The following is a 12,442-nucleotide window of genomic DNA, read 5'->3' as shown; positions in this document are numbered from 1 at the left end:
TCAGTCTCTGCGGCCGCGCTTTCGGGTGACCCTTCCGTACACAATCGCCGCTATGAGGGCAGCGATGGCTACCGACAAAGTTACGAGTCCTGCTGTGCCCTCGGGCATGACGCGCCCTTCGTTGGCCAGCAGGTACGCGCTCCGCAGTTCCAATTGCTGATCCCTTCTTGGTCCCCGGTCTTACGACCAGGCGTCAGTTGCTGTATTCCCGAGCGCCCTTAGCCCCCCTCATAGTGCCCTCGGCGATAGGAGCCCGTTGTGGGTCGGTCGCCGGTTCAGGTGAGGGGGGTTCACTGGCCGGAGGGGTCGGGTGAGGTGAAGCGGCCGATGTTGGGGTCGTAGTACCGGGCCTCGTAGAGGTACAGCCCGGTGGGGTCCGGGTAGCCGCCGGCGAACCGGTGCGGCTGCGGGACGGTCTCCGAAGTCACCGCGCGGGTGACGCAGCGGGGGCTGGACGAGTACGAGTTGACCTTGGTGCCGGCGTCGTCGGCGAGCGCGATGACGGAGCCGAGTGCGTCGGTGAGGGAGTAGTGGCTCTTGCCCCCCGGTCGGCATGGAGTTCAACGTGCCCCCGGGTTCCCGGTTGAATCCCATGTCCACACCGCCCGTTGACTTCGCGGACAGGCCGAGGGGCCCGTTGTGGAAGAAGGTGTCGCCGAGCTTGATCCGCTCACTCTGGTCCGTCGACCCGTACTGGCCGGCGTACGTCTTGCCGCCCACCGTCAGCGAGGTCAACTGGGAGTAGTCCGACCACTTCTCAACGAGTTGACAGCCGCCAATGTTCAGGCGTTCTTTCACCCCACGTGGCTGACGGCGATCTGGTACGGGCCTTGGGTGCTCACCGGGGCGCTGCTCGTGGCATGGGCCGCCTGCCGGGCCGATGGGCCACCGTGCGGCCTGCGAGGTTTTGCCCATGAACCGCTGCCGATTGCGGCCTGCGTTCAGCCGGCCAGCCCCGTTCCCCGGCTGTGAAGCGCAGCGGCCGGACGATGCGGTTGCTGTACTTGGCCGCCGCCCATCCGCCGCGCTGACGCCGCTGGGGCCCTCGCCTGCGTGGCATGTCATGGAGCGACCGCACTTCGGTCCCGAGCAGGTGCAGCGGGCTGTTCACGCGGTGCGCACGTTCGGCGGAAGGGTAGGTACGCCCGCGTTCCTCGGGTTGCTCATACAGGGCAGCAGAGGCGGTAGTAGTGAGCACCGGCCGACGTGAAGTCTGCCGAATGCCACAGTTGGAATCATTTTCGTGCAACTGTTGTCGTACGACAATTATTTTGTGGGATGCTGGAGGGAGACCAGCCCGGCCTGGTAGGAGGCGCGTGCCGCTGCGGTGCCCTCGGGGGCCTGGCGCGGTGAGAGCGTCTCCTCTTGGCTGTGCACGGCCCATGCCGTGTGCTGATCGGCCCCGCTCAGCGGGCCGCCGTGATGGGCTCGACCCCCGAAGTGAGGGGCGAATTGTGAATGCTTTCACCGTGACTGTCGAGCAGCAGGCAGACGTGACAGTGATCGGGGTGGCCGGGGAAATGGACTTGGTGTCCGCGCCTGCGGTCGAGGAAGCCGCCCTCGCTGCACCGATCAGCGGCACGACGCTGCGCCTGGACTTGTCGGGGGTGTCCTTCATGGACTCCAGCGGTTTGAATGCCCTGCTGCGTCTGCGTCAGCGCGTCAGTGGGGAGGCCGGCCGCCTGGTGGTGGCAGGGCTGCAGGATCAGCCTGCGGGTCTGCTGCGTCTGACCGAGACCTACGAGCTGCTGACTGCGACAGGGACCGTTGGCGTGGCCCTGCCCGATCAGAGGCAGGCTCCCTCTCCGGTGTAGTCGGCGGCGAGGCAGCGGTCGCGAACTCTCGTCTGCCCGGCACCCCGACACGACTGGTGGCGGGTGGAACCGGAGGTTCGCCGAAGTGGCAGGGCGAGCGTCTCCGGGGATGGCTTACCGCCGTGCAGCGGACGTCTTCAGCTCTCCCCCGCGTGCGGATCGGCCCCGGCCTACCTGGACGGCGGCGCAGGGTGTTGAACAGACCCCGAGCGCGCAGTCGCATATCCGGGTGTCCTGAAGCGACTGCTTCGACCGGCTCAGCCGGGAGAAGAGGGAAACTTTCGCCCTGGTGGGGATAGTTTCCGTTCAGTGGGCAGGTGAGCCGTAATCGGTGCTTGGTGGTGCCGCGAGAGAGTCAGCCTGTGAAGCAGGGCGTAGGAGTGTCCATGAGGGTGACGGCTGTATGAAAGGCGCGGCGCCGTCGGACGAGCCCTTGGACGTTGTGGCGACCGAGGTGGCTGAAGCAGCGGGGGCGGTCGTGTCGGCCTGGCAGCATGCTTCCCGCAACGTGTTTCCTCGGCTGTCGTCACTTCAGCTCGATGCGCTGCTGATCGTGCGGCGCTGCCCGGGCATCAATCTGACCCGGTTGGCCGAGGAGGCCGGCACGAGGTCGCCCGCTGTGAGCAGACTGTGCGATCGCCTTGAGGCAGCTGGTCTGCTGCGCCGCGAACGCCCTGCGACCAATCGACGCGAGATCGAGCTGGTGCTCACCGTGCAGGGCCAGGAACTGGTCGAGGCGTTGTCCGCCGGTCGTCGGAAACTGTTCCGTGAGGCGCTGAGTCGTATGACGCCGGCTGAGCGGACAGCGCTGGTGACCGGCTTGCATGCCTTCTCGACAGCCAGTGACGACCGTTCTGGATGAAGGTGCAGGGCGACTGGTCCCGGGTTCGGCTGCCGTGTGGCGACGTACTCACATCAGCGGTCGCGGTTCGGACGGTGGGCGGCCGCGCCAGTCCAGGCAGACTACGGCGGCGTCGTGGGCCAGGTCGTGACTGCCGTGGTACTGGATCAGCCCGTCGACGACGGCGCGCGCGGCTTCGTGGGGCGGTGTGGCGTGCGTGGCGGCGATGGTCTCGCGCAGGGCGATCTCGCCGAAGAGCTTGCCTTCCGCTGAGAGGGCGCTGTGCACGCCGCTGCTCGCGATGATCAGACGGTCTCCGGGCTCGATGTGCAGCGTCTGTTCCCGGTACTCCGTTTCCTCGAACATGCCGAGCGGCAGCTGAGCCTCGAGTTCGACCCGCTCGACGATGTGGTTGCGCAGGCGGAAGAGCTGGGGGGAACCCGCGTCGACCGCGCTCACCTGCCCTGTGGCCAGGTCGAAGCGCAGCAGCAGCGTCGATGAGTACTTGGCCCCGCCGTACTCGCCGTAGACCGCCTGGTCGGCGAGGCATGCCTGGTCGGGCAGGGAGATACCGGCGCGCCGGGCGTTGCGCAGGGCGCTGACGGTGAGGTTGGTGAGCAGGGCGGCTTGGATGCCCTGTCCCCTGCCGTCGCAGACGGTGATGGTGAGGTGGTCGTCGGTGGTGCTCCAGTCGAAGTTGTCTCCGCCGATGGCGTAGGCCGGCTCCAGGTGGGCGCCGAGGGTGTATTCCTCGCGGGCGAAGCCGCGGCCGGGCAGGAGCTGCCACTGCATCTCGGCGGCCAGGGTGAGGCGCTTGCGCCGGCGGGCCTGGAGGTACAGATCGGTGTCGCGTTCGGCCGCCAGCAGTTCGTGGCCGAACGCCGTGGCGAAGGCCGCGAGCTCCAGAACGCGGGGCGCCCCCGCCATCGCCTCTGGCAGGTGTACGGACAGCACCCCGAGGCGGTCTCCCCGCACGGTGATGGGCAAGTGTGTGGTGACCATCCCGGGCTCACCGGTCACCGCGACGACCGGGGCCTGCGCCGAGAACGCGCGGCCGGCCGGGTGGTCACCCCGGGCAGGTACCGTCTCGCCTGTTCGCGGAAGACGCGTCACGGGCTGAAGCACGCTCAGGCCGTAGTCGGCGAGGAGCAGCGTCACGGCGCGGGCGTCCACATAGTCGGCGAGCAGCGCGCCGGCTGCGGCCGGCAGGCTGGTGGGTGGCGCCGCCCGAAGTGCACTTTCAGCCGCTCCGAGCCAGCGACCGGGCTCCTGGGTCATGGTGTGGGTTCCTTCGTAGTCCGCGACGCACTTCACGCGAACGGCGCTGTCTTCGACCGGCTGCGCCGTCCTGATGTACTGCCTCGTAGGGCACTCTTGCATCCCGTTGCGGACCGCTGTTGTCGGCGCGCTCTTAAGTAACCGTTGTCACAATGCAAAGGCAGTCGCTTGACCCTACCCGGGGCGTTCTTCGTCTCGGGAGTCTCGTTCCGGTGGCCCGGGAGTGCCGTCCTGCGGACCGTCAGGGCCACCGTGTCGTCGGAGTGCAGGACGAGGGTGTGCATGTCAGCGACGACCGCTGCGGGGATTTCGTCCAGCGGTCTGTTCGCGTGCCGACGGGCCGCCTCGACGAGGCGTCTCTCCCCCTCGCACGGGTCTCTTCGGCTCTCGGTGAGCCCGTCCGTGTAGAGAACGAGGAGATCACCGGGACGGAAGTCCTCCTGGCGGACTCTCTCGCTGCCAGGCACAGGGAACCCCACACCTCTGCCTTTGACATCAAGATAGCCCGCGGTGCCGTCGGCCTGGAGGAGGAGGGCGGGCGGGTGGCTCCCGTTGGCGATCTGCAGTTCGCCGGTGGCCGGGTCGAGGCGGGCCAGCAGGACTGTGGCCATGAGTTCGGGGTCCAGCGGCATGAGGATCTCGTGGGTGCGCGCGAGGATCGACTTGAGGGGGTGGCCTTCGAGGGCGAGGGTGCGTACGGCGTGGGTGACGTTCAGGGCGCTGCGGGTGCTTCGTACGCCGTGTCCCAGGGCGTCGACGACGGTGATGTGCAGGGTGCCGTCGGGGAGCTGGAACCAGTCGTAGTGGTCGCCGCCGGTGGGGGCGTTGGGGTCGGCCGGCGCGTAGTGGACGGCCAGTTCCAGGCCCTCGATGGTGAGCGGCTGCGGGCGCAGGGCGTCCTCGAGTTCCTGGAGGATCTGGCCGTGGGCCTTGCGCAGTTGCTCGTCGCGTTCTTCCAGCTGGACGTACAGGGCCAGCACGCCGGCGTTGGTCTCGGCCAGTTCGTGCTTGAGACGGCGGTGCTCGGCGACGAGAGCGTCCGTACGGGCGAACGCCGCGCGCAGCTCCTCCTCCACGGCCCGCATCTCCGTCCAGCGTCCGCCGCCGTCCGGAGGTCCGGCCGGGAGTCCGGCCGGGAGAGAGCCGTCCTCCAGCTCCGAGACGGGGATCCGCCAGGTGACGGAATCCCGCGACGGTTCGGCCGCCGGCAGCGGGAGGTCCGCCGTGGTGAGCGGGCCGGGCGCCTCGGGGAAGTGCAGCGTGACGGCGAGCAGGTGGGAGTGGGCCTCCGTGCCGGTGGCCGGGTCCCCGCCCGCTCCCGTGCCCGTGTCGGCGGGGATCGCTTCGTGCGCGGCGCTCAGGGCGACGGGCCGGCCGGCGCGCAGTTCACCGTCGGCCAGGTCCGTCACGGACAGCGCGAGGCGGGCCCTGACGTCGGCGGGCAGGCGGTGCCGGCGTGCGAGGCGGCGCACGGCCCGGCGCAACGGCGGCAGAGTACGGAAGAGACTGTCGGTCATCGGGGCCCTAGGTGAGGCTTGACGGCAAGCACGGTTGCGTCGTCACGGCCGGAACGGTGTCCGTGGGCGACGGCTGTGGCGAGCAGGGGCGGTGGAAGGCGTAGCTGGAACGGGGACGGGGCCTGGGCCCACTGGTGGTTGATGCCGTCGCTGTGGAGTACGGCTGTTGTTCCCGGGGTCAGAGGAATCATGCGCGACTGGGGTGGAGGCATTTTCCAGCCGACGACGCCGGGCTGGCCGGTCAGCCGGTGGTGGACGCCGTCGGGAGAGAGCGCCAGGGCGCGGACGTTGCCGATGCCGCAGTACTCCGCGTGGTCCGGGCGCGGCCGCAGCAGTCCGACGGCCGCGCCCCGGGTGTGGCGCAGCGCCCGGTGCAGGGCGGTGACGATCCCGGGCAGCGGCCGGTCCGCGGCGGCGTCGAAGGCCCGCAGGGCGGTCTGGGCGGCCTCGGCCGCGTGGGGCCCGTGGCCCAGACCGTCTATGACGATGGCGGTACGGACCCCGTCGTGCTCCACGAGCGCGGCGGCGTCCCCGCAGTCCGCCTCGCCCTCGGCGGGCAGGCAGACGAGTCCCGCGCCCTGGCAGAGGTGCTGCGGCTGCCCGGGCAGCGCCAGGCGGGCGCAGGCCAGGGTGCCGACGCCGACCTGGGTGCGAATGGTGAAATCCGACGCGATACGGCTCACCGCGCCCAGGCCGGCGCCCAGCGTGCCGGTCGTCGTGTAACCGTCGGCCATACACCGCTGGAGCTCGGGCATGCCGGGACCACGATCGGCCGCCTGGATCTCCAGCCCCGTTCCCAGGGGCAGCGCCTGGATGTACAGAGCGCCGTCCTTGGCGTGCTTGTCCAGGTTGCTGGCCAGTTCAGAGGCCAGTACGGCGGCCCGGTCCGGCATCGCACCGGGAAGTCCGCTCTCCTGGGCGATCGAACGGGCCGTCGCGGCCGCCAGGTGCACAGCGCTGTAGTGATCGATGCGCACCAGGGCGGTGGGCGGCACGACCCGACGGGTCAACGCGGCACCCACCGCGTGGCGACGACCGTCGTACCGCCGCCGGGAACGGTCCGTACCTCGAACTCGTCCATGAGACGGCGCGCACCGCCCAGCCCGTGCCCCAGACCCGCGCCGGTGGTGAAGCCGTCCACCAGCGCCGCGTCCACGTCGGGGATGCCGGGGCCCTCGTCACGTATCGTCAGCCGCAGTCCCTTGCCGCCGTGGCGGCGCGGACAGTCGATCGTGAGCACCCCTCCCCCGCCGTGGATGTAGGCGTTGCGCGCCAGCTCGCTGGCGGCGGTCACCACCCGGGTCTGGTCCACGATGCCGAAACCGACCGCGAGAGTGGCCGCACGTACCGCGTGGCGGACCGTCAGCAGGTCCTCCTCCGTGGTCAGTACCACCCGCGTCGTGCCGGGCTCCGCCGCGGCGTCGGTGTCGGTGCGGGCAGCGTGCGAGGTGGTGGAGGTGTTAGCGAGTTGAGTCACGGTGGGCCCCTTCCGGGGGCTGCGGACTTTGGCGCCAGCCCAGGGCGGCCATGCCTTGTTCTGCGTTCAGGGCGGTCTCCACACCGACGAGCTCGATGCCCAGTTCGACCAGCGTGATGGCGACGGGCGGCCGCATGCCGGCGACGATGACCCGCGCTCCCAGCAGCCTGGCCATCATCGCCAGCTCCATCAGCGTCCGGGCGACGAAGGAGTCGATGATCTCCAGGCGGGAGATGTCGATCAGTACGCCGCGCACCCGGTCGGCGGAGATGCGCTCCGTCAGCTCGTGGGTGAAGGCCAGGGCGGCCTTGTCGTCGAGCTCGTTGAGCAGCCCGGTGATCAGGACGTCGCCGAGGCGCAGGATGGGGACGCCGGTGGACGCGGGGCCGCTCATCGCGATGCCGGAGCGTCGGGCGTGGGCAGGGGTCCGGCGGTGAGTTTGATGGCCTCGGACAGCGCGTCGGACAGGGTCGCCCGCGTCATGATGGTCGACAGGTCGATGCCCAGCTGCGCGATGGTCTGCGCGATCGGCGGCCTGATGCCGCTGATGATGCAGTCAGCCCCCATCAGCCGCACCGCGTTGACCGTCTGCATCAGATGCTGGGCCACCGCCGTGTCCACCGTCGGCACCCCGGTGATGTCGATGATGGCGACCGTCGCCTCCTGGTCCTGGATCGCCTGGAGCAGGTTCTCCATCACCACCTGCGTGCGGGCCGTGTCCAGCGTCCCGATCAGCGGCACGCCGAGAACCTGGCGCCAGAGCCGGACCACCGGCGTCGAGAGCTCCAGCAACTGCCTGCTCTGCCGGCGGATGATCTCCTCGCGCCCTTCGACGTACGTGTCGAACGACAGCGCTCCGGCCCCGTCCAGCAGCCTGTTGATCAGCAGCGCCGCCGAGAACAGCTCACCGCTGTCCTGCGTGCTCTCCTGAACGGCCTCCAGGAGGGCCTCCTTGAGGGCGAGGACGGCCATCGCCGTCGCGGTCGGGGACTCGCCTCCCCGCGCCCGGTTCAGGGACAGGTCGGTCACCGCGCGGTTGAGCTCGGCGTGCGAGGTGGCGACGCGGTCGATCGGCAGCGCGCTGTCGAGCCCGGTGACGAGGGCGGCGACCAGCGTGTCCGCCTCCTCGCGCAGCTCGCTCTCGCTCGTTCCGCCGCTGAGGGCTGCCTGCTGCACCTGCAGCCGCACCCACCGGTCGGCTATCTCCTCGACACGTCCCCGCATGGCGTCTGCGACACGCTTTCGGGCCACGGCCTGGCTGCTGCTCACCTGGAATTCCCTTCACGACCCCCACCGACAACGCCTGGCCTGGCAGCCGGCCGGGGTGATCTAGCTCCGTTCGATTGTTGCCGTGCGGCAAATATAAGCACGGGACGCTCGCCCAAGGAAAGCAGGGGCACCGCCATCACTCGATCGATCGACCGGCGAGGTGAACGACGGCCTGTCCCCCACTGAACCTGCCCCGTGATCGCGTTCAGGAACTGAGTCCGTCGTCACAGACGGGTGATGTTCGTGGACCTCGCGGTCACCCGGTGCGACGCGCCGCCGCCCCTCCGGGCGGGGCGGCACCTCACTTCGGGTGTCCCGGTGAACCTGCTGGGTGAACCCGTAAAGGATCTGCGGCGCGGCCTCCGGTAACGTCACAAGTTATGAGCCATCCGCATCCCGAACTCAAAGCCGCCCCTCCCCTCCCCGCCGGAGGGCTGAGGGTCGTCGCCCTGGGCGGTCTGGGGGAGATCGGCCGCAACATGACCGTCTTTGAGCACGCCGGCAAGCTGCTCATCGTGGACTGCGGCGTGCTGTTCCCCGAGGAGACCCAGCCCGGGGTGGACGTGATCCTCCCCGACTTCACGTCGATCCGCGACCGTCTGGACGACGTCGTGGCGGTAGTGCTGACGCACGGCCACGAAGACCACATCGGCGCCGTTCCGTACCTGCTGCGCGAACGGTCGGACATTCCCGTCGTCGGCTCGAAGCTGACGCTGGCCTTCCTCGAAGCCAAGCTCAAGGAGCACGGCATCAGGCCGCGCACCGTGCGCGTGCGTGAGGGCGACCGGCGGGGGTTCGGCCCCTTCGACTGCGAGTTCGTGGCGGTCAACCACTCCATTCCGGACAGTCTCGCGATCGCGATCCGCACGCCCGCCGGGATGGTGCTGCACACCGGCGACTTCAAGATGGACCAGTTCCCGCTGGACGAGCGGATCACCGACCTGCGGGCCTTCGCCCGGCTCGGCGAGGAGGGTGTCGACCTCTTCCTCACCGACTCGACCAACGCCGAGGTGCCCGGTTTCACCACGTCCGAGCGCGATCTGAACCCCGCGATCGAGCAGGTCATGCGTACGGCCCCGAGGCGGGTCATCGTCTCCAGCTTCGCCAGCCACGTGCACCGCATCCAGCAGGTGCTGGACGCCGCCCACCAGTACGGCCGCAAGGTCGCCTTCGTGGGCCGGTCGATGGTCCGCAACATGGGGATCGCCCGCGAACTCGGGTACCTGAAGGTGCCGTCCGGGCTGATCGTGAGCCTGCGGGAACTGGAGAAGCTGCCCGACAACAAGATCACCCTGGTGTGCACCGGTTCGCAGGGCGAGCCGATGGCCGCGCTGTCCCGGATGGCCAACCGCGACCACATGATCCGCATCGGCAAGGGCGACACGGTCCTGCTCGCCAGCTCCCTCATCCCGGGCAACGAGAACGCCATCTACCGGGTGATCAACGGACTGACCCGCTGGGGCGCCCACGTCGTCCACAAGGGCAACGCCAAGGTGCACGTCTCGGGCCACGCCAGCGCCGGCGAGCTCGTCTACTGCTACAACATCGTCAAGCCCCGGCACGTCATGCCCGTGCACGGCGAATGGCGCCACCTGCGGGCCAACGGCGACCTGGCCATCCGTACCGGTGTCGACCCCGACCGGGTGATCATCGCCGAGGACGGAGTCGTGGTCGACCTGGTCGACGGGCGCGCGTCCATCACGGGCAAGGTGCCGGCCGGTTACGTGTACGTCGACGGCATGACGGTCGGCGGCGCGACCGAGGCGTCGCTCAAGGACCGTCTCACTCTGGCGGAGGAAGGCGTCGTCACGGTCGTCGCGATCGTCGACGCCGACACGGGGGCGCTGGCCGAGGCTCCCGACTTCCTCGCCCGGGGCTTCGTCCACGACGACACGACGTTCGAAGCGGTCGTTCCCGTGATCGAGAAGGTCCTGGCCAAGGCTGCCGAGGAAGGCGTCGGAGACGCCCACCAGCTCGAACAGCTCATCGCCCGCGCGGTGGCGTCCTGGGCGTTCCGCACCCACCGCCGCAAGCCCCTCATCATCCCGGTCATCATCGACGCGTGACAGGGTGTCCGGCCGCGGCGCCCGGGACGACGTCGTGCGCGTCCCGGGCGCCGCGGCCGGAACGAGGAACCCGAGGGAACCGACAAAACCGAGGAAACCGCAGAGAGGGGCACGCGTGGGTGCGCGCTTCGAGGAGCTCGACTGGCGCCCGACCCCGCTCGGCGAGATCAGCCTGCGACGGCGGCGCGATCCGGAGTCGGGCACGGACGTGTACGAGGTCAAGCTCGGCGACGAGTTCCTGATGTCCAGCCTGTTCACGGCCGGCGAGACGGCGCTCACCAGGCTCGGCCTGGCGAAGCTGGCGGACACCGGGCTGGACGTCGCCGTGGGCGGGCTCGGCCTCGGGTACACCGCACAGGCGGCCCTGGACGACCCGCGCGTCCGCGCGCTGGTCGTGGTCGACGCGCTGGGCGAAGTGATCGAGTGGCACCGGCGGGGGCTCGTACCGCTGGGCTCCCGCCTGGCGGCGGACCCCCGGTGCCGCCTGGTCCAGGGCGACTTCTTCGCCATGGCCGGGGACCCGCGCGGCCTGGATCCCCGGCACCCGGGCCGCCGGTTCCACGCCGTCCTGCTGGACGTCGACCATTCACCGCGTCACGTCCTGCACCCCCGGCACGCGGCGCTCTACCGGCCGGACGGGCTGCGCGCTCTGGCCGACCGCCTCCACCCCGGCGGCGTCTTCGCGCTCTGGTCGAACGACCCGCCCGACGACGGGTTCCACCGTGCGCTCACCGAGGTCTTCGCGGAGGCCGAGGCCCACGTCGTCGACTTCCCCAATCCGCTGCGCGGGGGAACGTCGTCCAACACCGTCTACGTGGCGCGCAGTCACCCCGGCACCACCTGAGGGAAGCCGGGTTCGGCCGGTCGGCCCAGCGGCCCTGCGCGTACGACCGTCCGTTTTTACGCTGGTCGCATGATCACCCTGTCCAGTGTTCGCGGGACTCTCACCGGTGCGGCGTTCGCTCTCGGTGCGCTGGCCCTCCTGACGCCCCCCGCCGCGGCCGCCCCCCAGGACGATCCCCTGCCGCCGCCGCGACCCGCGTCCGTCAACAAGGCCCTGCTGCACCGGATGGGCACCCACGTACGCCCGAAGCCGGGTGCGCCCGCGCTGCCGCGGGAGGTGTCCGCCCTGTCGTGGCTGGTGGCGGACGTGACCACGGGCGACGTGCTGGCCGCCCACGACGCCCACCGGCGGCTGCCGCCGGCCAGCACCATCAAGACCCTGTTCGCGCTCACCGCCCTCCCCCGGCTCTCCGGCGCGGCGCTGCACACGGTCACCGACACCGAACTCGCCGCCGTGGGCGAGGGCAGCAGCCTGGTGGGCGTGAACCCGGGCCACACGTACCGCATCGCGGACCTGTGGCGGGGCGTCTTCCTGAGCTCCGGCAACGACGCCGTCCACGTCCTGGCGGAGCTGAACGGCGGCTGGAAGGCCACGGCGACGCAGATGCAGGCCAAGGCCAGGTCGCTGGGCGCGCTGGACACCCACGTGGTCTCGCCGGACGGGTACGACGCCCCCGGCCAGGTGTCCTCGGCGTACGACCTGGCCGTCTTCGGGCGGTCCGGGCTCGCCGACCCGCAGTTCGCCCAGTACGCCGCGACCGCCGCCACGCGCTTCCCCGGAGGCACCCGCCGGGACGGGACACCCACCTGGACGTTCGGCATCCGCAACACCAACCGGTTGCTGACCGGCAGCGACGGGGTCAAGCGGTACCCCGGCATCATCGGCCTCAAGAACGGCTACACCACCCGCGCGGGACACACCCTGATCGCCGCCGCGCAACGCGACGGCCGCCGCCTGCTGGTGACGGTGATGAACCCGCAACGGGGCGGCGGCCGCGCCGTGTACGAGGAGGCCCGGTCCCTGCTCGACTGGGGCTTCGCCGCCGCCGGGCGGGTCCACCCGGTCGGGTCGCTGCAGCCGCCGTCCGTACCCCTGGACCCGCCGGCCACACCGGCGGCCGCCGCGCAGGCGGCCGCCCTGCACCGGGAGGAGACCGGCTCGGGCATCGCGTACTCCTGGCTGGGCTCCCTCGTCGGGGCGGCGTGCCTGACGGCGGGCGTCATCCTGTGGACGCGGGGCGGGCGTCACCGGCCCGCGTACGCCGGCCGGTTCGCGACGGCTCTGCGGCCGCTTCGCGACCGCGCGCTGCGCCTCCGCCCGCGCCGCCCGCGGCCTC

General features: G+C 70.5%; 11 protein-coding genes and 1 pseudogene. 5 read left to right on the top strand and 7 right to left on the bottom strand.

Annotation, left to right across the window (positions count from 1 at the left end; all coding sequences use genetic code 11):
- Nucleotides 1-293: 293 nt before the first annotated feature.
- Nucleotides 294-756 (bottom strand): annotated as a pseudogene (locus E2E34_RS04020) (RHS repeat-associated core domain-containing protein); the annotation flags it as partial.
- Between the two features lie 713 nt (nucleotides 757-1,469).
- Between E2E34_RS04020 and E2E34_RS35260 the strand changes: the two are divergent.
- Both E2E34_RS35260 and E2E34_RS04010 read left to right on the top strand, forming a co-directional pair.
- Nucleotides 1,470-1,814: an STAS domain-containing protein gene (locus E2E34_RS35260; protein ID WP_167518201.1), complete on the top strand. Its 345-nt coding sequence runs from the start codon at nucleotides 1,470-1,472 to the stop codon at nucleotides 1,812-1,814.
- A 403-nt stretch (nucleotides 1,815-2,217) separates the two neighbouring features.
- Entirely contained in the window at nucleotides 2,218-2,676 is a 459-nt protein-coding gene (locus tag E2E34_RS04010) for a MarR family winged helix-turn-helix transcriptional regulator (RefSeq protein WP_138900505.1), read from the top strand.
- Nucleotides 2,677-2,724: 48 nt separating this feature from the next.
- On the opposite strand, the gene E2E34_RS04005 is transcribed toward E2E34_RS04010, so the two are convergent.
- From E2E34_RS04005 to E2E34_RS03980, 6 genes are all read right to left on the bottom strand, one after another.
- Nucleotides 2,725-3,933, bottom strand: a complete 1,209-nt coding sequence (locus E2E34_RS04005) for a PP2C family protein-serine/threonine phosphatase (protein ID WP_138900504.1) — start codon at nucleotides 3,931-3,933, stop codon at nucleotides 2,725-2,727.
- A gap of 32 nt (nucleotides 3,934-3,965) precedes the next feature.
- On the bottom strand, nucleotides 3,966-5,450 hold the full coding sequence (locus tag E2E34_RS04000) for a PP2C family protein-serine/threonine phosphatase (RefSeq protein ID WP_138900503.1): 1,485 nt from the start codon (nucleotides 5,448-5,450) through the stop codon (nucleotides 3,966-3,968).
- Nucleotides 5,447-6,460, bottom strand: coding sequence for a SpoIIE family protein phosphatase (locus E2E34_RS03995; RefSeq protein ID WP_208765139.1), 1,014 nt, complete (start codon nucleotides 6,458-6,460; stop codon nucleotides 5,447-5,449). The genes E2E34_RS04000 and E2E34_RS03995 overlap by 4 nt, the downstream gene beginning before the upstream one ends.
- Nucleotides 6,457-6,843: an ATP-binding protein gene (locus E2E34_RS03990; protein ID WP_167518202.1), complete on the bottom strand. Its 387-nt coding sequence runs from the start codon at nucleotides 6,841-6,843 to the stop codon at nucleotides 6,457-6,459. Before E2E34_RS03990 ends, E2E34_RS03995 begins: the two co-directional genes overlap by 4 nt.
- Nucleotides 6,844-6,910: 67 nt before the next feature.
- Complete coding sequence (locus E2E34_RS03985; RefSeq protein WP_138900501.1) at nucleotides 6,911-7,321, bottom strand: STAS domain-containing protein; 411 nt, start codon at nucleotides 7,319-7,321, stop codon at nucleotides 6,911-6,913.
- Nucleotides 7,318-8,196, bottom strand: a complete 879-nt coding sequence (locus E2E34_RS03980; RefSeq protein WP_138900500.1) for an STAS domain-containing protein — start codon at nucleotides 8,194-8,196, stop codon at nucleotides 7,318-7,320. Before E2E34_RS03980 ends, E2E34_RS03985 begins: the two co-directional genes overlap by 4 nt.
- A gap of 380 nt (nucleotides 8,197-8,576) precedes the next feature.
- Here E2E34_RS03980 and E2E34_RS03975 point away from each other — a divergent pair, with 380 nt between their 5' ends.
- The 3 genes from E2E34_RS03975 to E2E34_RS03965 form a co-directional block, all read left to right on the top strand.
- Nucleotides 8,577-10,262, top strand: coding sequence for a ribonuclease J (locus E2E34_RS03975; protein WP_138900499.1), 1,686 nt, complete (start codon nucleotides 8,577-8,579; stop codon nucleotides 10,260-10,262).
- A gap of 115 nt (nucleotides 10,263-10,377) precedes the next feature.
- Nucleotides 10,378-11,106, top strand: coding sequence for a polyamine aminopropyltransferase (locus tag E2E34_RS03970; RefSeq protein ID WP_138900498.1), 729 nt, complete (start codon nucleotides 10,378-10,380; stop codon nucleotides 11,104-11,106).
- A 69-nt stretch (nucleotides 11,107-11,175) separates the two neighbouring features.
- Nucleotides 11,176-12,442 (top strand): D-alanyl-D-alanine carboxypeptidase family protein (locus E2E34_RS03965; RefSeq protein WP_138900497.1); only part of this gene is annotated, 1,267 nt, incomplete at its 3' end.

This window comes from Streptomyces albidochromogenes (assembly GCF_005981925.1).
GTDB lineage: Bacteria > Actinomycetota > Actinomycetes > Streptomycetales > Streptomycetaceae > Streptomyces > Streptomyces albidochromogenes.
The sequence above is the reverse complement of the archived record's forward strand: the minus strand, read 5'-3'. Positions and strand labels throughout refer to the sequence as shown.